This window comes from Chitinivorax sp. B (assembly GCF_005503445.1).
In the GTDB taxonomy this organism is placed as follows: domain Bacteria; phylum Pseudomonadota; class Gammaproteobacteria; order Burkholderiales; family SCOH01; genus Chitinivorax.
Map to the genome: position 1 here is coordinate 1 of NZ_SCOH01000015.1, position 18,218 is coordinate 18,218.

Here is an 18,218-nt window from a genome sequence, read left to right on the forward strand (position 1 = left end):
GCTGGGGGGCTTGGGGGCGGGGGCAATCTGGCATGACTGGGGCGCGTCCACCACGTATTCGCTCAGCGCCCTGGCGGCCTTGCTGGGATGGTGGGTGGCCTACAGGGGGCTCCGTCTGTCTTCAATGGAACAGGTTGCATAGCCACTGCGCCAAGATGGTGCAAGCCATATATTGCAGAGCAACATTTAATCGCTTTTTGAAGCTGGTCGGCAATAAAACTCTGTGTATAATCGAATGCTCACCTAACTGAAATCCAGACGTCACCATGGCAGGACAAACCCTCTACGACAAACTCTGGCAGAGCCATGTAGTGCATGCCGAAGCCGATGGCACCGTGCTGTTGTATATCGATCGCCACCTGATTCACGAAGTCACCAGTCCGCAAGCTTTTGAAGGTCTGAAGCTGGCTGGTCGCAAGCCTTGGCGCGTGTCGTCCATTGTGGCGACTGCCGATCACAATACCCCGACAGATCACTGGGATGAAGGTATCAAAGACCCGATCTCTCGCGAACAAGTTGAAACACTGGACAAGAATATCCGGGAAGTTGGCGCACTAGCCTATTTCCCATTCCGCGACCATCGCCAAGGCATCGTCCACGTGGTGGGCCCGGAAAATGGCGCGACGCTGCCAGGCATGACGGTCGTGTGTGGTGACAGTCATACCTCGACACACGGCGCGTTTGCCTGTCTTGCACATGGTATCGGTACCTCGGAAGTCGAACACGTGTTGGCAACACAGACACTGGTGGCGAAAAAGTCCAAGTCCATGCTGGTGCGGGTTGAAGGTCAGTTGGGCGCTGGTGTAACTGCCAAGGACGTTGCACTGGCCATCATCGGCAAGATCGGAACGGCAGGTGGCACGGGCTATGCAATCGAATTCGGCGGCTCCGCCATTCGCGGTTTGACGATGGAAGGCCGGATGACACTGTGCAATATGGCCATTGAGGCTGGCGCGCGTGCTGGCATGATAGGGGTCGATCAAATCACTATCGACTACATTAAAGGCCGTCCATTTGCCCCATCTGCCGAGCAATGGGATGCGGCAGTCAACCATTGGCGTACGCTGGTCACAGATGATGGCGCGGTATTCGATACCGTCATCAATCTGGACGCGACAGCCATTTTGCCGCAAGTGACCTGGGGTACATCGCCTGAAATGGTCACCACCATCAATGGCAAGGTGCCGGACCCAGCCAATGAAGCGGATCTGGTCAAGCGTGGCAGTATTGAGCGCGCGCTGAAGTATATGGGGTTGACGGCCAATACGCCGATTGATCAGATCCCGGTCGACAAGGTGTTCATCGGTTCCTGTACCAATTCCCGGATCGAGGATCTGCGTGAAGCGGCCAACATTGCCCGTGGTCGCAAGAAGGCGGATAACGTCAAGCTGGTGCTGATCGTGCCGGGTTCCGGTTTGGTCAAGGCGCAGGCAGAGGCAGAAGGCTTGCATCAGGTGTTTATCGAAGCGGGCTTCGAATGGCGCGAGCCGGGTTGTTCAATGTGCTTGGCCATGAATGCAGACAGACTGGAGCCAGGTGAGCGTTGTGCGTCAACCTCAAATCGTAATTTTGAAGGGCGGCAAGGGCAGGGTGGGCGTACTCATCTGGTCAGCCCGGCCATGGCTGCGGCTGCGGCCATTGCCGGCCACTTTGTCGATGTGCGCCAGTTTGCATAAGGGTGACCATCATGAAACGTATTCTCATGGCGATCTCGGCGGCGTTGGTCGTGCTGGCGCTGGGCGCCTGCAACACTGTGCACGGTTTCGGCAAGGATGTCGAAAAAGTCGGTGAAAAGATCAGCAACGCAGCCAACAAGTAAGCGAACAGCATGCAAAAATTTACTGTAATGAATGGGCTGGTATGCCCGCTGGATCGTGCCAACGTCGATACCGACGCGATCATTCCCAAACAGTTCCTGAAGTCGATCAAACGTGCCGGCTTCGGCCCCAACCTGTTTGACGAGTGGCGTTATTTGGACCATGGCGAACCGGGGATGGATAACAGCGTGCGGCCATTGAATCCGGATTTTGTCCTGAATTTCCCTCGTTATCATGGGGCGCAGGTATTGTTGGCACGAGAGAACTTCGGCTGTGGCAGCTCTCGCGAGCATGCTCCATGGGCGTTGGAGGACTATGGCTTCCGTGTGGTGATTGCGCCCAGTTTTGCCGATATCTTCTTCAACAACTGCTATAAGAATGGCGTGTTGCCAATCGTGTTGCCGGCTGGTGTGGTTGATCAGTTGTTCAGGGAGTGTGAGGCCGCCGAAGGATATCGCCTTGCCGTCGACTTGGCGGCACAGACGGTTACAACGCCATCGGGCGCTGCATTCAGTTTTGATATCACTGGCCATCGCAAACACTGCATGTTGAACGGTCTGGATGAAATTGGACTGACGCTACAGCATGCCGACAAGATTCGTGCCTTCGAAGCGGCACGACGTCAACAGCAGCCTTGGTTGTTTTCGTAAAAACTAGGCATGATGAACCGCCGGTACCAGACGGCTCGTTTTTTCAAGCGACACTGGTTGCTGGCTTTTTTCACGACAGCCTTGGCTTTTTTGGGGTTCGGGTTGGCGTCATACAACCTGATTACCTTGCTACAGGCCAATCTGGTACTGATTGCCGAGCATGGCTGGCAGGCGCTCCGGGACGGGGCGCTGGCGCAACTGATCGAGCTGGTCTCGTCCGGTTTGGGTGCCTTGGCATGTTATCTGATCTTCAAAGCGGGCGAAAAACTGCTCGTCGAAAAACTGACTGGCAACGATTCTTAACGTAAGGCACAACATGAAAATTGCGGTTCTCCCTGGTGATGGCATTGGCCCTGAAATCGTCGCACAAGCGGTACGTGTGTTGGAGCGTTTGAGAGTTGATGGCTTGGCCGTTGAATTGGAACAAGCACCGATTGGCGGTGCTGGCTATGATGCGTTTGGCGATCCGCTACCGGACTCGACGTTGGCATTGGCACGTGCAGCAGATGCTGTGCTGCTGGGGGCAGTGGGTGGCCCGCAATATGACAAGCTGGATCGTCCATTGCGTCCAGAACGTGGGCTGTTGCGGATTCGCAAGGAGCTGAACCTGTTTGCCAATCTGCGTCCGGCCATGTTGTATCCTGAATTGGCGGGTGCGTCGACATTGCGCCCGGAAGTGGTGTCCGGCCTGGATATCATGATCGTCCGCGAATTGACGGGCGACATCTACTTTGGCCAGCCACGTGGTATTCATGTCAATGAACAAGGTGAGCGCGAAGGTTTCAATACCATGCGCTACAGCGAGTCTGAAATCCGTCGTATTGGCCATGTGGCTTTCCAGATTGCACAAAAGCGTAACAAGAAGTTGTGTTCCGTCGACAAGGCCAATGTGCTGGAATGCACCGAGTTCTGGAAAGAAATCATGATTGACGTGGCCAAGAACTACCCGGACGTCGAGTTGAGCCACATGTATGTCGACAATGCGGCCATGCAGTTGGTCCGGGCGCCCAAGCAGTTTGATGTGATCGTCACGGGCAACATTTTTGGCGACATCCTGTCGGACGAAGCTTCCATGCTGACCGGGTCGATTGGCATGTTGCCGTCTGCCTCGCTGGATCAGTCGAACAAAGGCTTGTACGAGCCGTGCCATGGATCGGCACCGGATATCGCAGGCAAGAACGTTGCCAACCCATTGGCCACCATTTTGTCGGTCGCCATGATGTTGCGTTACACGTTTGGTCTGGAAGAGACGGCGGCCCGTGTTGAAAATGCCGTCAAGCGGGTTTTGGCGCAAGGTTATCGGACTGCAGACATTGCAGAAGCTGGTATGGACAAGGTCTCAACTGCCGGCATGGGTGATGCTGTATTGGCTGTGTTGTAACCTGCACAACGCTTTGTGCAGCCAGATTGGGCCGGCTGGGTTTGAATCAAACAGTTTTTTTGAGTACTTTTGGATAGTTAAAGGAAGCAATCATGCGAGTAGGTTTAGTCGGTTGGCGTGGAATGGTGGGCTCCGTGCTGCTGGAACGGATGCGTGAAGAGAAGGACTTCGATCTGATCGAGCCGATTTTCTTTACCACCTCGAACGTTGGCGGCAAAGGTCCGGATGTTGGCAAGGACGTTCCACCACTGAAAGATGCCAAAAATATCGACGAACTGAAATCCATGGATGTCATCATCACCTGCCAGGGGGGTGATTACACGACCGAGATTCATCCGATGCTGCGTGCGGCGGGCTGGAATGGTTACTGGATTGATGCGGCGTCCACGCTGCGTATGGAACAGAATGCGATCATCATTCTCGATCCGGTCAACCAGCACGTCATTGATGGGGCGTTGAACAAGGGTGTTAAAGACTATATCGGCGGTAACTGTACTAATAGCCTGTTGTTGATGGGTGTTGGTGGTCTGTTCAAGGCCGGCTTGGTGGAGTGGGTCAGCTCCATGACCTATCAGGCTGCATCAGGTGCTGGTGCCCAAAACATGCGCGAATTGATTGCGCAAATGGGGTCGGCACACGCATCGGTTGCATCGCTGCTGGCAGACCCCAAGTCTGCCATCTTGGAGATTGATCGCAAATTGGCCGATACCATGCGCTCCGATGCATTTCCGACCGAGCAATTCGGCGTGCCGTTGGCGGGTAGTCTGATTCCTTGGATCGACAAGCAGCTTGATAATGGCCAGTCCAAGGAGGAATGGAAAGGTCAGGCCGAAGTCAACAAGATTCTGGGTACGGAAGCAACGATTCCGGTCGATGGTCTATGTGTTCGTATTGGCGCGATGCGTTGCCACAGCTTGGCGCTAACATTGAAGTTGAAGCGCGATCTGCCATTATCCGAAATTGAAGCCATCATCAAATCGACCAATCAGTGGGTCAAGTTTGTGCCGAACGAGCGCGAACTGACTGTCAAAGAGCTGACGCCAACTGTAATCACCGGTGGGTTGCAAGTGGGGGTAGGACGTGTTCGCAAGTTGAACATGGGTCCAGAGTATGTCAGTGCATTTGTCTGTGGTGACCAGTTACTGTGGGGAGCGGCGGAACCGTTGCGTCGCATGCTGCGGATCTTGCTGGCAAGATAAATAGTCAAACAGGATGGGCCAAACAAAGGGCGGGTAACCGCCCTTTGCTATTTTGAAAACTGGCCTACACTGGAGAAAGTAAACTGCGCAAAAAATCAAGCGTAATATCGCCATCTTCGGATTCGGCTGGCGCCATCAGGGATGAATGCCGAAATGGTGGTTGCCTGAAAATTGTGTGCTGTTATGCCCTTGCTACTGAATAAATGAAGAAATTTCGCCATAAGCTTTGCGTACGGGGCGGGTTCGACAAATGACGTTTTCGGCCAGTGATAATTCCGGTTTGTGTCGCAAGGGGTGCCTAGTCGACAGTTGGATATGATAAGAACTCATCCGCAGCGATTTCGACTTCTAATAATGCGGATTGGCCGAATTATCAAATTAACGATTTCTTTTATACACTAAGAACATACGCTAGACTGATGAAAAACGGCCCTAGCAATTGCTTGCATGGGATATAAGCTAGTGTTAATTTACTCGTCATTTTCTTGGGATAAGGTGTCACTGTGCGGATAAGATCAAAGATTAAGGCATGTGTGCTGGCGTGTTCGCTTATGGGTATGTCGGCCGCCACCTACGCTGCTGGACTCGGCAAAATGACGGTACTGTCCGGTTTGGGACAGCCGTTGAGTGCTGAGATTGATCTCGTTTCTGTTCAGGAAGAAGAAGTTGCTACATTGACGGCCAAACTGGCTTCGCCGGAAATGTTCCGTGAAGCTCAGATTCAATATCCGTCACATCTAAATGGTTTGCGTTTTTCAGTTGAAAAGCGCGCAAATGGTCAACGCTACCTGAAGGTTGCCTCCGGTGCGCCTGTAAACGAGCCATTCATTGATGTACTGGTCGAACTCAGTTGGAATACTGGTCGTTTGGTCAAGGAATTCACTGCGCTACTGGATCCGTTGGGTGATCAGTCGCCTCGTGTTGATCAGTCGCGCGTACCACAGACGCAAGCGGTGACCAGTGATGCCGTGAGCGGCAAACCTGCTCGATCCGGACGCGCTTATGCACGTAAGGGATCACGCGTCGGCGAGCCTACCCCACCTGATCAGGTCAAACACGGCAAGACTAGGCCAACAGAGGAGATGCCACCCGCGCAAACCGCTTCAGAATCCACACCACCTACACCAACTACAGAAGCCGCATCAGGTGATTCTTATAAAGTCAAGCCTGGTGAATCATTGGCAGGAATTGCGGCCAAGTTGAAGCCTGAAGGCGTCAATTTGGATCAAATGTTGGCTGGCTTGTATCGAGCCAATGAAAATGCCTTTGACGGCAAGAACATGAATCGCCTCAAAGCTGGGCGGATTCTCAGTGTGCCGGATAAAGATGCATTGTCTGCGCTTACACCCGCAGAGGCGAGTAAGGAAGTCAAAACCCATTCCATGGATTGGCAGTCATATCGCCAGAAAATGGCTGAGGCTGTATCAAAGACCCCTGGCGAATCTACTACGGGTTCCAGCGCGAGTGGCAAGATCACTGGCAAGGTGGAAGACCGTGCTTCGCAAGAACCTGCGCCTAATCAGGATGTGGTCAAGCTGTCGCGTGGCGAGTCTGCAAAGGGTAGCAAGGGCGGTGCTGAAACCAAGGCATTGCAGGATCGTATCAATTCGATGGAAGAAGAGGCGATTGCACGAGAGAAATCGCTGAAAGAAGCCAATGAACGTGTCGCTGCCTTGCAGAAGAACGTTGAGGAAATGAAGAAATTGATGGAGATGCGCTCCAAGGGTGGTGCGGATCTCCAAGCGCAGGCGGGTGGCAAGTCTGCCAAGCCGGAAATGCCACAGACACCACCACCTGCACCAATTGTGGAAACTGCCAAGCCGGCAGAACCGGTTCCTGCGACTGATCCGAATGCGGGGAAGGTTGAATCGGTGCAGCCGCCAGCCGAGGTGGTGCCGACCGAACAGCCCGTGCCCCAACCAGAGCCAACACCTACTCCACCTCCAACGCCAGCACCGACACCAGTCGTTACTGCGCCGCCGCCTCCGGCGCCAGAGCCGACCGTCATGGATATGGTGTTTGACAACATTGCGTTGATCGGTGGTGGTCTGGTTGCCGTTGGTGCTGGTGTCGGCGCATTGATCTGGTCTCGTCGCCGGAAGCGCCCATCGTTTGAAGACAGCATCCTCACTGGTAGTGATCTCAAGGCCAATACCGTGTTGGGTAACACTGGTGGCGCAATTATCAATACCAATGCAACAGAAAGCTCGTTCCTGACAGATTTCAGTCGTGCGGGTCTGGGTACGATCGATACCGATGAGGTTGATCCTATCGCCGAAGCTGAAGTCTATATGGCTTATGGTCGCGATGCGCAGGCTGAGGAAATCCTGAAGGATGCGTTGGCGAAAGACGGGACGCGTCAAGAGATTCGTCTCAAGTTGTTGGAAATTTACGCAGCCCGCAAGAACGTGGCTACCTTTGAAGACGTGGCGACTGAACTGTATGCTGCTGTCGAAGGGCGTGGTCCGCTGTGGGCAAGTGCATCGGAAATGGGGCGTCAGCTTGATCCGGCCAATCCGTTGTATCAACAAGGTGCGATGGGTACTGCACCAATGCCCAGGTCAGAGGCACCTGCAGCAACATTTGAAAAAACTCAGGTGATTGACCGCAGTGCAGCGGCTGTTGCAGGGGCTGTAGGTGTTGCTGCTACAGCAACAGCAGCTGCGGCAACACCCGATCTTGACTTCCAGTTGGATCTGGATGAATCGAAACAAGCTGTTGCGCCAGTTCCGGCGGCGGATTTGGATCTATCGCTACCTAAGTCGGCGGCACCCGTACCTGTACCCGCTGCGGCACCCATTGCCGAGGGTAACGTGATGGATTTCGATCTGGGTGGCTTTGGAAAGCCAGAAGTACCCGCGTCAAAGAACGCTGCTGCAGAACTGGATATGCCCGCATTGGATCTGGATATCCCTGAGCTTGGCAATGAGTTTGATTTGAGTTTGCCGGAAACCGAGCAGGTTGCCAAAGTGCCAGCTGCAGCACCTGCAGGTGACAATCTACTGGATTTTGACTTCCAGCTGGATGCGGGTAAAGCGCCAGCAACGAATGCGCCGGATTCGTCAGTGCTGGATTTGGGTGATCTGGATTTGAATCTGGATGAAACCATTCAAGCAGGTGCTGCGCCAGTGACGGATGATGGATTGGACAGTGCTGATCCGATGACAACCAAGATTGATTTGGCACGCGCCTATCTGGACATGGGCGACAAAGAGGGTGCACGCGAGATTCTGCAGGAAGTATTGCAGGATGGTAGTACCTCACAGCAGGAAACGGCCAAGTCACTGCTCGAACAGCTGTAATTCTTCTCTCATCGGCGGTGCGCGGAGTATACTCGCGCACCGCCGTTTTCTTTTGTGTTGTTGTGTATGCAATGACACGGATTGCAAAGTTGCCCCTCGTCTTGTGAGATGGCGCCATGTGTTTGCTCCGGTCTTTACATCCTGCTTGTCTATTATTGGTTTGGGTGGCTTCGATATGTGGCTTACAGCGCCTTTCCTGGCCTGATTTGCTCGTCGTCTGTTGTTTCTTGGTATGCCTGTTGTGGCGGGATGGTCTTGTGCATTGGTGGCAGTTGGTCAGTCGGCATCGTGTGCTGTTGCTGTCGGTGTTGATTGCTTATACCTTGATGAGTGGTATGTGGCCATTAACCTTGGATACGGTGGGAGCATCTGCAGTGCAGGTATTTCGCCTGATCGTTACATTGGGTAGCGTATCGCTATTGTGGCATTGTTTGACGTGGGCGCAATTGCTCGCAGGTTTGACAAGTTTATTAAGACCGGTAGCCTGGGTGTGGCCGGCGGTTGGGCGTTTGCCATTGCGTGTGGCTTTGGTTTTGGCTATGACGGAGCAACGTATGACCACTCGTCATCAATTGACTTGGCAAGAGATGTTACATGGTTTGTCAACGGTGGACGAGCTGGCGTGGCAACCAACTTCGGTTCGACCGATGTGGCGGGTCTGGGATAGCCTGGTGGTGTTGGGATTGGGACTGATGATTGTGTTTGTACTATGAGATTGGCATTGGGTTTGGAATACTTGGGGCGAGGATTCTCCGGTTGGCAGTCTCAGCCGGCGGGGTGCACCATTCAGGATACCTTGGAATTTGCATTGGGGCAGATTGCCGGTGAAACAATCCGGGTAGTGGCGGCAGGTAGAACAGATGCGGGCGTCAACGCCTCAATGCAGGTGGTTCATTTTGATACACAGGCTGAGCGACCGTTGACGGCTTGGGTACGAGGTGTCAATCGCTTTTTGCCCGAAGAAATAGCGGTACTGTGGGCTCGTGAGGTGGATGATGCCTTTCATGCTCGTTTTTGCGCCACCGCAAGGCGTTATCGTTATATGCTGTTGAATCGTGGTGTCAGGCCGGCTTTGTTGCGAGGAGGGGTAGGCTGGTGTCATAATCCGTTGAATGTGCATGGGATGCAGATGGCAGCCAATATCCTGATTGGTGAGCATGATTTCAGTGCGTTTCGTGCTGCCGAATGCCAAGCCAAATCACCCATCAAGCATCTGTACCAACTCGATATCCGACGTCAAGGCGCCTTGATCCAGCTTGATCTGCGTGCCAACGCCTTTTTGCATCACATGGTTCGCAATATTGTGGGTTGCCTGATTCAGGTAGGGGCCGGACGTAGGTCGTCAACATGGCTTGAGGATGTATTGGCATCACGGGATCGAAAGCTGGCAGCACCGACGTTTTCGCCAGATGGGCTGTATTTGAGCGGCGTGGACTACGAGAATGTCTGGGGTTTGGGTGACCTGACCATCTCGGATGCTAGGGAAGTGGGTTGTGATGACAAGGGGCGAGTTTGAGCCTGCCTGGTTTGGCTAGCGGTTCCATATCAGTTGATATGTTCCAGCGGCTAAGATGAGTTGGCATATGGATGACATACATGATCTTGACCTTGTGTTGCCACTTGTCTGGTTCCCGTTTCTAGCTAGCGGTTCCGGTCACGACTGACACCGTCAGCACAAGCAGTGCGTGCATTTTCGCCCTGCACGTGGATGTGCATATGTTGAATCTATAAAAAACAAACGACAAGATCATACTCATGGCCTTAAAAACCTTTATTCCGGCATTGTGCACGGCGCTAGCGTTACACGTAAGTGCAGCAGAAGAGCCAATTGCCACTGCAGATGACAAACCGCTTGCCGAAAAGATTGAAGCGCTTCAACGTGCAGTGGCGGAGCAAGAGTCGGCACTGAAAGCGGCGCAAGCACAGAACGAAGCACTACAGGCTGAAATGCAGCAGTTGAGACAAGCAACACAGCCTGCTGTTTTGCCGCCCAATCAGACACTCTCGGCAGACCAGCCCTCTGACCCTAGCTTGCCGCCATGGGTAGGGGAGATTCTTCGGAACATTCAAGGTGATCCGATGCCCTGGGCGGCAGGTGGAGCAGGCGTCATTGTGTTGCTGGGTGCATGGGTGTGGCGCAGCCGTAGCAAGCGCCGTCGCCCCAAAATTCCCTTGTTTGAAGACAGCCTGCTGGCTGTTGGGCCATCGACGACCAATATCTTGGTTGGTGGTGGTGGTGCGGTAATTGACACTACGCTATCGATGACATCGGTGTTACAACCTGGGCATACCGAGCGACGTGATTTGGAGTCGGCTTCGGTTGACCCGGTTGCGGAGGCGGAGGTTTATCTGGCCTATGGGCGTGATCTGCAAGCAGAAGAGATTTTGCGCGATACACTGCAACGCGCGCCAGGCCGACAGGATGTCCGACTCAAGTTGATGGAAATCTATGCAATGCGGAAGGATGTGCCATCCTTGCAGGCGGCAATGGAAACCATGCGTGAGCAGGGCTTGCCGGAGGAGGACGAATTCTGGGTTAAGGCGCTTGAGCTGGTCGCAAGTGTTGCCGACACGCCTTCCGTCGAAACTGATGAGACATTATTGCAGTCCGAGCCATCAGCAGCATCCACTGATACAGGGTCAATACAAACTGAGGTGGCTACGCAACCAGAGCGTTCGCTGGCGATTGATCATCCGTTTGATGAATTGCTGCCTGATACAACCGACGATGCAGTGCCATCTGCCAGTGCGCCGTTGGTTGAACGCGTGGCTGCAGCCGCAGTACCTGCTGAAGCACCACCTATCCACGTCGCTGAGACCTCGCCCGATGCGCAAGTTGTTGAGCTCAAGGAGCGAGTAGAGCCAACTTTGAATCTGTTGCTGCCGGATGTAGAAGTGTTGCCTGCATCACGCCGGAAGCCTGAGACGGCAGGGGGGTTGGAAATCGTCATTGATGAGCCAGCCGAAGCGGCTCCGCAGATGCTATCAGCCCAGCCGGCGTTCATTGACCCAGAGCGGGTGTTGGACTTTGATTTTGAATTCGATCCATCCCAAGCAACTAACGTTTCAACAGCTGAATCTGCCGTTGAATTAACTGAACCCGTGATTGAATTGAATTTGACTGATATTAGCCTGGATTTGACGGCCCCGGTGATGGGTATTGTTGTCGATGACGTGCCCCCGGTTGTGCCGGTGGTGAATAGTGCTACTGACGTACCGGGATTGCCGGTTGTTGAAGAAGATCCGATTGCCATCAAGTTGGATCTGGCGCGCATCTATTTCGAAATGGGCGATACCGAAAGTGCCAACGAATTGCTGGAAGAAGTCATAGGAGAAGGCAGACCAGAACAAATTGAGCAGGCACGCCAGATGCAGAAGCATGGTAGTCTCACTGCCTAAGTCGGTACCTCGCTCAGTTTTTGCTCGCCGATCAGGGCTGGCCGCGGTTATACTCGTTTGCCTGCTATAGACCACTTGGTAAGTATGTCCGCTTGTAAGATCAAGATTTGTGGCTTGACGCGTGAACAGGATGTTGCGGTGGCTGCCAATGCAGGTGCCGATGCGTTGGGGTTTGTTTTTTACCCGCCCAGCCCACGCCATTTGGATGTGGAGCGCGCAAAGGTTCTGGTCGAGAGTGTTCCCCCATTCGTGACCACTGTGGGATTGTTTGTGAATGCGCGGGCAATGGAAATCGAGCGAGTGTTGCGAATGGCCCCGGTCGATCTATTGCAGTTTCATGGTGATGAAGCTCCGGAATTCTGTGGTCAATTTGGCCGCCCTTATATCAAGGCGATTCGGGTGAAAGCAGGTCTGGATTTACATGAATATGCACAGCAGTTTGCGGGTGCGCGTGGCTTATTGCTGGATGCGTTTGTGGAAGGCGTACCTGGTGGCACCGGTAGTATCTTCGATTGGGGGTTGATCCCATCTGATTTGCCAATGCCCATCATTCTTTCCGGTGGTTTGGAATCCGGTAATATCGTGAGTGCGGTCAAACAGGTCAGGCCATGGGCTGTGGATGTTTCAAGTGGTGTGGAGTCTGCAAAAGGAATCAAGGACGCAGACAAGATCGCTGCGTTCATCAATGGAGTGCGCAATGCAAATGTATGACCTTCCTGACGCCCGTGGCCATTTTGGCGAGTATGGCGGAATCTATGTTGCTGAAACGCTGATGACCGCTTTGGATGAGCTGCGGCACGAGTATGAGCGTTATCGTGATGACCCTGATTTTCAAGCTGAATTTCAGTATGAATTGAAGCATTATGTTGGTCGTCCCAGCCCGATCTACCATGCCAAGCGTTGGTCGGAAGTACTGGGTGGTGCGCAGATATTCTTGAAGCGTGAAGATCTCAACCATACTGGTGCACATAAGGTCAATAACACCATTGGCCAAGCCTTGCTGGCTCGTCGCATGGGCAAAAAGCGTGTCATCGCTGAAACTGGTGCTGGTCAGCATGGTGTGGCATCTGCGACTGTTGCTGCCCGATATGGTATGGAATGTGTTGTTTACATGGGATCGGAAGATGTCAAACGACAATCCCCCAATGTGTTCCGGATGAAACTGCTTGGTGCGACGGTGGTGCCAGTTCAAAGCGGCTCTAAGACCTTGAAAGACGCAATGAATGAAGCGATGCGCGATTGGGTGACCAATGTCGAGAGCACCTTCTATATCATTGGCACTGCTGCTGGCCCGCATCCCTATCCGATGATGGTCCGTGACTTTCAGTGTGTCATCGGCAACGAAGCAAAAGAGCAAATGATTGAAATGGTCGGTTGCCAGCCAGATGTGGTGGTGGCTTGTGTCGGCGGTGGTTCCAATGCAATTGGTATCTTCCACCCTTATCTTGGCCTCACAGAGGTCAAGTTGGTTGGTGTGGAAGCGGGTGGTGAAGGGGTGGAAACGGGGCGTCATGCCGCACCATTGTCAGCTGGCCGCCCTGGTGTGCTGCATGGTAATCGTACTTACCTGATGCAAGATCCTGATGGCCAGATCATTGAAACCCACTCAATTTCCGCTGGTCTGGACTATCCAGGCGTTGGGCCCGAGCATAGTTATCTGAAAGATAAAGGCCGGGTGCAGTATGTGGCAGCCAATGATGGTGAGTCGCTACAGGCATTCCATGATCTATGCCGTTATGAGGGCATAATCCCCGCTTTGGAATCCAGTCATGCGTTGGCTTACGCTAAGCGTTTGGCGCCGACAATGAATAAAGATCAGATCGTTCTGGTCAATCTGTCGGGACGTGGTGACAAGGATATCCAGACCGTGGCGAGATTGTCCGGCATTGAGCTTTAAGTCCCGCGGAGCCTTGAGTTCTGCGCGGGTTTTCCCCAATACGCGGCCGTGTAGGCCGTCAAGTAGAGTCCGCTAATAAACATGTCCAGAATTGATTCCAGACTGAATGCGTTGCACCAGCAGCAGCGCAAGGCACTGATCCCGTATATCACCGCAGGCGATCCAACCGCAGCATTGACGGTACCGTTGATGCATGCGTTGGCTGCTGCGGGGGCGGACATTCTGGAGATTGGCGTACCATTTTCTGATCCAATGGCAGAGGGCCCGGTCATACAGCGCGCAATGGAGCGTGCGTTGGCCAACAAGGTCAGTTTGCGTGATGTCTTGGCGATGGTGGCTGAATTCCGCCAGCGCGATGTGGATACTCCTGTTGTATTGATGGGGTATGCCAACCCGGTTGAGGCGATGGGTTATGAGATGTTTGCCCAACAAGCCGCCGCCGCCGGCGTAGATGGCCTGCTGACGGTGGATTTTCCACCGGAAGAGGCGAGTGGTTTGGTGGAAATTCTGGATCGCCATGGCATTGCACCGATTTTCCTGTTGGCACCGACGACACCGGAGTCCCGGATCGAGGTGGTTGGAAAAATGGCGCGTGGATACGTCTATTATGTATCGTTGCGCGGCGTGACTGGTGCGGGGAATCTGGACATGTCCGAGGTGGCGGCACGCTTGCCGCTGTTGCGCAAACATATCAAATTGCCGATTGGCGTGGGTTTTGGTATTCGAGATGGGAAAACCGCCCGTGCGGTCGCTGAAGTGGCTGACGCCGTAGTGATCGGTAGCCGTTTGGTGCAGGAAATTGAATCTGCAGGCGAGCGGGACGCGGTGGAAAGCATCGGCAAACTGGTTAAAGACATTCGAGAGGCAATCGATCATGCCTGATCAGATCGCAGATAGGACGGAGACGATGAGCTGGTTACAGAAACTGCTACCGCCTAAGATCAAAAGCAAAGCCAATGGGGCGAAAACCGGTGTACCGGAAGGCTTGTGGAGCAAATGTTCCGCGTGTGAGGCCGTCCTCTACCGAACAGACTTGGAAAACAACCTCAACGTCTGTCCCAAATGTGATCATCACAATGCGGTATCGGCCCGTAAACGGCTGGAGATTTTGCTCGACCCGGAAGGTCGGTTCGAAATTGGTGCTGAGGTGCAACCGCTGGATACCTTGAAGTTCAAGGATTCCAAGCGTTACCCTGACCGGCTTGAATCAGCTCGCAATGAAACGGGCGAAACTGATGCGTTGGTGGTGATGCAGGGCGCGATTCATCATGTTCCATTGGTTGCTGCAGCATTTGAGTTCAAGTTCATCGGTGGGTCCATGGGCTCAGTGGTGGGTGAACGGTTTGTGCGTGGTGTCAATACCTGCCTTGAGCAGAATCTACCTTTCGTATGTGTCGCAGCAAGTGGCGGTGCGCGAATGCAGGAAGGTCTGATGTCGCTGATGCAGATGGCCAAGACCAGTGCCGCGTTGACTAAATTGGCTGAGCGTCGCTTACCGTTTATCTCTGTACTGACGGACCCGACTATGGGGGGCGTATCTGCCAGTTTCGCTTTCCTGGGTGATGTTGTCATCGCAGAACCGCAGGCGCTGATTGGTTTTGCCGGTCCGCGCGTAATCGAGCAGACCGTACGTGAAACGTTACCAGAAGGTTTCCAGCGAGCCGAGTTTCTGCTGGAAAAAGGTGCTATCGATATGATCGTCGACCGCCGACAAATGCGTGACAAGCTGTCTGATCTGTTAACGTTGATGTTGCGTTTGCCAGCGCGCGATCATTAATACACCCAGGCAGGTGGCGTAGTCGCTTGCTGCAGTTGCAACAGCCGATTTACCAAGCTTGTTTTCATTGTGCTTGGTTGATCGGCTGTCTGTTTGTTGCATGGGTATTGCCATTTGGCACCCGTTGCAACTTTCCTACTTCAACTTGATCTCTGAACATAGTGGCGCAGGATACGTATCTGCATTGCCCTATCTTTGATGGCATTACGATTTGACATGACTGAACCGACAAATTCAAGACAATCTGTTGCGGACTGGCTTCGCTATCTTGAACAACTGCATCCGGTGGCCATAGACCTTGGCTTGACGCGTGTTGACGCTGTGCGCAATCGTATGGGCCTGAAGCTCTCATGTCCTGTCATCACGATCGGTGGGACCAACGGCAAAGGTTCCGTGTGTGCTTTTTTGAGTACGATTCTGGCTGCGGCAGGTTATCGTGTCGGTTGTTATACTTCTCCCCACCTGCTGCAGTACAACGAACGGGTGGCTGTTGATCTGCAGCCCATTGCGGATGCGGACCTGGTCAAATCATTTAATGCGGTGGAGACAGGGCGTAGTGATACGCCGCTAACCTACTACGAGTTTGGTACATTGGCGGCTATTTGGCATTTCGCACAGTCTTCGCTGGATATCGCCATTCTCGAAGTTGGATTGGGTGGTCGGCTTGACGCAGTCAATGCCTTTGATGCTGACTATGCTGCGGTGGTGAGCGTTGATCTGGATCATCAATCCTACCTGGGTGATACCCGAGAAAAGATCGGGTTCGAAAAGGCGGGTATCTATCGAACTGGCAAGGTGGCGGTATGTGGTGATGCACAACCACCCGCCACACTGATTGAACATGCCGATTCAATAGGTGCTGAACTGCACTTGATTGGCCGTGATTTTGGTTTCACCCGGCAAGAGCAGCAATGGGCGTTTTGGGGGCGGCGTGGTAAGCATCTTTCATTGCCTTTTCCAGCCCTGCGTGGCGCATATCAACTGAGTAATGCCAGTACCGCCTTGGCGATTTTGGATGAGCTGCGCGAGCAGTTGCCAGTGGGGATCGGGGACATCAAACGTGGCTTGTTGCAAGTCGAGTGGCCTGCCCGCTTTCAGGTCATGCCTGGACGGCCAAGCGTGATTCTGGATGTGGCCCATAATCCGCATGCGGCCCGAGCATTGGCGGGCAGCCTTAAATCCATGGGTTACTACGAACAAACTTTTGCAGTGTTTTCAATGCTTGCTGACAAGGATATGGCCAGTGTGGTGGCGATTCTCAAGGATCAGATCGATCACTGGTATATTGCACCGCTGACTGGGCCGAGATCCATGTCTGCCGAGGTTTTGCAGCAAGCATTGATCGCTGAAAATGTACCTGGAAAAGTAACGATATTCGAAACTATTTCACAAGCTTATCGTGCTGCCTGTGATAAGGCGGGGGAAAATGATAGAATCGCGGCCTTCGGATCGTTTTATACGGTCGCCGAGGTATTGCAAACCCGTCAGTCCCGGTAGGCCGACACTCAAGGCATGGTCCAACACACTTCGAATGATGAACTCCTGCAGCTGAAAAAACGCGCCCGCCGTCGCTTGGTGGGGGCTATCGCATTGGTATTGGTCGCTGTCACAGTCCTGTGGAATGTTCTGGACAGTGAACCCAAAACCGCTGTGCAGCATGTGGGAGCACAAAATGTGGAAATTGTCAGCAACGCACCACAGTTGCGTACGGAGCCTGCCCCAGATCTGGCGGCTCGTCCTTCTCCACTTGAAAACAACGATCCTGCTGCAATGGTGCCAGTGTTACCAACGCCAGTTCCAGAACCAGCAAAGACCAAACCTGCTGTACCAGCTACCGTAGATGGTAGCCGACCTGTTGAGTCCACACCAGCACAGGCAGAAACCAAACCCTCGCCCAAGCCACAAGAATCCTTGCATGAGCAGGTTGAGGCCAAAAAGCCTGCCAAGGTGGAAGCGCCCAAGCCTAAGAAAGAACCGGTGGAATCCAAAGAGCCAAAGTCTGAAGTGAAGAAGACGGATGCTGGCTCCGTCAAAGCAGATACCAAAGGCTCAGTTGCCATTCAGGTGGCAGCTTTATCTGAAGATAATAAGGCCAAGCAATTGGCCAGTAAGCTACAACAGGCGGGTATGCCGGCCTATGCAGAAGCAAAGGGACCGTTGACGCGTGTACGGGCTGGCCCGTTTGCCAATCGGCAGCAAGCTGAAAACGCGCTGGAAAAGTTGAAGTCCCTAGGTTACAGCGGCGTAATTGTACCTCGCTGACTATACTTTAATCGGCTATTCGCCTTGACCACTACTCACAATGACCCCATTTGACTACGGTGTGCTACTGATCGTTGGTTTTTCAGTCTTGTTGAGTGTGATGCGCGGTTTGCTGCGAGAGTTGATGGCGCTGGCATCCTGGGTAGTCGCATTTTTCGTGGCAAGGAATTACACCACTGAAGTCACGCCATTATTGCCTGATTCAATTCCCAGTGAGGAGTTGAAGCTGCTGGCGGGGTTTCTGGGCTTGTTTCTGGGTTCCTTGTTGATTATGACCCTGCTGACAATTGCATTGGCAGAAGTCATCAAGGTTGTTGGCCTGTCAGGGGCTGATCGGGTGTTAGGTGCAATATTTGGCCTGGTACGTGGATGTTTTATCGTTGTCGTGCTGGTGTTGTTGGCGGGGTTGACCTCGCTGCCTCGTGAGCCGATGTGGAAAAATGCGATGTTCAGCCCTGTGTTCGAGGCCGTGGCGCTTGCCGTCAAGTCTTGGCTGCCGGATGGGCTCGCCAAACACATTAAATATGAGTAAGT

The 18,218-nt window shown here is 53.4% G+C and carries 17 protein-coding genes; all 17 read left to right on the forward strand.

Annotated features, from left to right (window positions below):
• Positions 1 to 266 precede the first annotated feature (266 nt).
• The 17 genes from leuC to FFS57_RS10995 all read left to right on the forward strand — a co-directional run bounded on the left by leuC (position 267) and on the right by FFS57_RS10995 (position 18,216).
• Complete coding sequence (gene leuC / locus FFS57_RS10915) at positions 267 to 1,676, forward strand: 3-isopropylmalate dehydratase large subunit (protein WP_137937831.1); 1,410 nt, start codon at positions 267 to 269, stop codon at positions 1,674 to 1,676.
• 11 nt (positions 1,677 to 1,687) lie between these two features.
• On the forward strand, positions 1,688 to 1,819 hold the full coding sequence (locus tag FFS57_RS10920) for an entericidin A/B family lipoprotein (protein WP_137937832.1): 132 nt from the start codon (positions 1,688 to 1,690) through the stop codon (positions 1,817 to 1,819).
• Between the two features lie 9 nt (positions 1,820 to 1,828).
• Entirely contained in the window at positions 1,829 to 2,467 is a 639-nt protein-coding gene (gene leuD / locus FFS57_RS10925; protein WP_137937833.1) for a 3-isopropylmalate dehydratase small subunit, read from the forward strand.
• A 9-nt stretch (positions 2,468 to 2,476) separates the two neighbouring features.
• Positions 2,477 to 2,770 (forward strand): hypothetical protein, encoded by a 294-nt coding sequence (locus FFS57_RS10930; RefSeq protein ID WP_137937834.1) that lies wholly within the window; start codon positions 2,477 to 2,479, stop codon positions 2,768 to 2,770.
• A 13-nt stretch (positions 2,771 to 2,783) separates the two neighbouring features.
• Positions 2,784 to 3,848, forward strand: coding sequence for a 3-isopropylmalate dehydrogenase (leuB, locus tag FFS57_RS10935; protein WP_137937835.1), 1,065 nt, complete (start codon positions 2,784 to 2,786; stop codon positions 3,846 to 3,848).
• A 92-nt stretch (positions 3,849 to 3,940) separates the two neighbouring features.
• Entirely contained in the window at positions 3,941 to 5,047 is a 1,107-nt protein-coding gene (gene asd, locus FFS57_RS10940) for an aspartate-semialdehyde dehydrogenase (protein ID WP_137937836.1), read from the forward strand.
• A 551-nt stretch (positions 5,048 to 5,598) separates the two neighbouring features.
• On the forward strand, positions 5,599 to 8,349 hold the full coding sequence (locus tag FFS57_RS10945; protein ID WP_137937837.1) for a motility hub landmark protein FimV: 2,751 nt from the start codon (positions 5,599 to 5,601) through the stop codon (positions 8,347 to 8,349).
• A 257-nt stretch (positions 8,350 to 8,606) separates the two neighbouring features.
• Positions 8,607 to 9,062, forward strand: a complete 456-nt coding sequence (locus tag FFS57_RS10950) for a hypothetical protein (RefSeq protein WP_137937838.1) — start codon at positions 8,607 to 8,609, stop codon at positions 9,060 to 9,062.
• Complete coding sequence (gene truA, locus FFS57_RS10955; protein WP_137937839.1) at positions 9,059 to 9,865, forward strand: tRNA pseudouridine(38-40) synthase TruA; 807 nt, start codon at positions 9,059 to 9,061, stop codon at positions 9,863 to 9,865. The genes FFS57_RS10950 and truA overlap by 4 nt, the downstream gene beginning before the upstream one ends.
• A gap of 239 nt (positions 9,866 to 10,104) precedes the next feature.
• Entirely contained in the window at positions 10,105 to 11,748 is a 1,644-nt protein-coding gene (locus FFS57_RS10960) for a FimV/HubP family polar landmark protein (RefSeq protein WP_137937840.1), read from the forward strand.
• Between the two features lie 84 nt (positions 11,749 to 11,832).
• Complete coding sequence (locus FFS57_RS10965; protein ID WP_137937841.1) at positions 11,833 to 12,459, forward strand: phosphoribosylanthranilate isomerase; 627 nt, start codon at positions 11,833 to 11,835, stop codon at positions 12,457 to 12,459.
• Complete coding sequence (gene trpB / locus FFS57_RS10970) at positions 12,446 to 13,645, forward strand: tryptophan synthase subunit beta (RefSeq protein ID WP_137937842.1); 1,200 nt, start codon at positions 12,446 to 12,448, stop codon at positions 13,643 to 13,645. The genes FFS57_RS10965 and trpB overlap by 14 nt, the downstream gene beginning before the upstream one ends.
• An 81-nt stretch (positions 13,646 to 13,726) precedes the next feature.
• Positions 13,727 to 14,527, forward strand: a complete 801-nt coding sequence (gene trpA / locus FFS57_RS10975) for a tryptophan synthase subunit alpha (RefSeq protein WP_137937843.1) — start codon at positions 13,727 to 13,729, stop codon at positions 14,525 to 14,527.
• Between the two features lie 25 nt (positions 14,528 to 14,552).
• A complete protein-coding gene (accD, locus tag FFS57_RS10980) occupies positions 14,553 to 15,422 on the forward strand; it encodes an acetyl-CoA carboxylase, carboxyltransferase subunit beta (RefSeq protein WP_137937927.1) in 870 nt (289 codons plus the stop codon).
• 216 nt (positions 15,423 to 15,638) lie between these two features.
• Positions 15,639 to 16,919 carry a bifunctional tetrahydrofolate synthase/dihydrofolate synthase gene (gene folC / locus FFS57_RS10985; protein WP_137937844.1) on the forward strand — a complete coding sequence of 427 codons (1,281 nt, stop codon included), beginning with the start codon at positions 15,639 to 15,641 and terminating at the stop codon, positions 16,917 to 16,919.
• A gap of 15 nt (positions 16,920 to 16,934) precedes the next feature.
• Positions 16,935 to 17,684: an SPOR domain-containing protein gene (locus FFS57_RS10990; protein WP_137937845.1), complete on the forward strand. Its 750-nt coding sequence runs from the start codon at positions 16,935 to 16,937 to the stop codon at positions 17,682 to 17,684.
• Between the two features lie 40 nt (positions 17,685 to 17,724).
• Positions 17,725 to 18,216 carry a CvpA family protein gene (locus FFS57_RS10995; RefSeq protein ID WP_137937846.1) on the forward strand — a complete coding sequence of 164 codons (492 nt, stop codon included), beginning with the start codon at positions 17,725 to 17,727 and terminating at the stop codon, positions 18,214 to 18,216.
• The last annotated feature ends 2 nt before the right edge of the window (positions 18,217 to 18,218 follow it).

Bases quoted from the DNA above. Each gene is read 5' to 3' on its own strand.
- trpB (WP_137937842.1), top strand. From the start codon at position 12,446: ATGCAAATGTATGACCTTCCTGACGCCCGTGGCCATTTTGGCGAGTAT.
- leuD (WP_137937833.1), top strand. From the start codon at position 1,829: ATGCAAAAATTTACTGTAATGAATGGGCTGGTATGCCCGCTGGATCGT.
- FFS57_RS10930 (WP_137937834.1), top strand. From the start codon at position 2,477: ATGATGAACCGCCGGTACCAGACGGCTCGTTTTTTCAAGCGACACTGG.
- FFS57_RS10990 (WP_137937845.1), top strand. From the start codon at position 16,935: ATGGTCCAACACACTTCGAATGATGAACTCCTGCAGCTGAAAAAACGC.
- FFS57_RS10945 (WP_137937837.1), top strand. From the start codon at position 5,599: ATGGGTATGTCGGCCGCCACCTACGCTGCTGGACTCGGCAAAATGACG.
- FFS57_RS10995 (WP_137937846.1), top strand. From the start codon at position 17,725: ATGACCCCATTTGACTACGGTGTGCTACTGATCGTTGGTTTTTCAGTC.
- FFS57_RS10960 (WP_137937840.1), top strand. From the start codon at position 10,105: ATGGCCTTAAAAACCTTTATTCCGGCATTGTGCACGGCGCTAGCGTTA.
- folC (WP_137937844.1), top strand. From the start codon at position 15,639: ATGACTGAACCGACAAATTCAAGACAATCTGTTGCGGACTGGCTTCGC.
- leuB (WP_137937835.1), top strand. From the start codon at position 2,784: ATGAAAATTGCGGTTCTCCCTGGTGATGGCATTGGCCCTGAAATCGTC.
- FFS57_RS10965 (WP_137937841.1), top strand. From the start codon at position 11,833: ATGTCCGCTTGTAAGATCAAGATTTGTGGCTTGACGCGTGAACAGGAT.
- truA (WP_137937839.1), top strand. From the start codon at position 9,059: ATGAGATTGGCATTGGGTTTGGAATACTTGGGGCGAGGATTCTCCGGT.
- asd (WP_137937836.1), top strand. From the start codon at position 3,941: ATGCGAGTAGGTTTAGTCGGTTGGCGTGGAATGGTGGGCTCCGTGCTG.
- leuC (WP_137937831.1), top strand. From the start codon at position 267: ATGGCAGGACAAACCCTCTACGACAAACTCTGGCAGAGCCATGTAGTG.
- trpA (WP_137937843.1), top strand. From the start codon at position 13,727: ATGTCCAGAATTGATTCCAGACTGAATGCGTTGCACCAGCAGCAGCGC.
- FFS57_RS10920 (WP_137937832.1), top strand. From the start codon at position 1,688: ATGAAACGTATTCTCATGGCGATCTCGGCGGCGTTGGTCGTGCTGGCG.
- accD (WP_137937927.1), top strand. From the start codon at position 14,553: ATGAGCTGGTTACAGAAACTGCTACCGCCTAAGATCAAAAGCAAAGCC.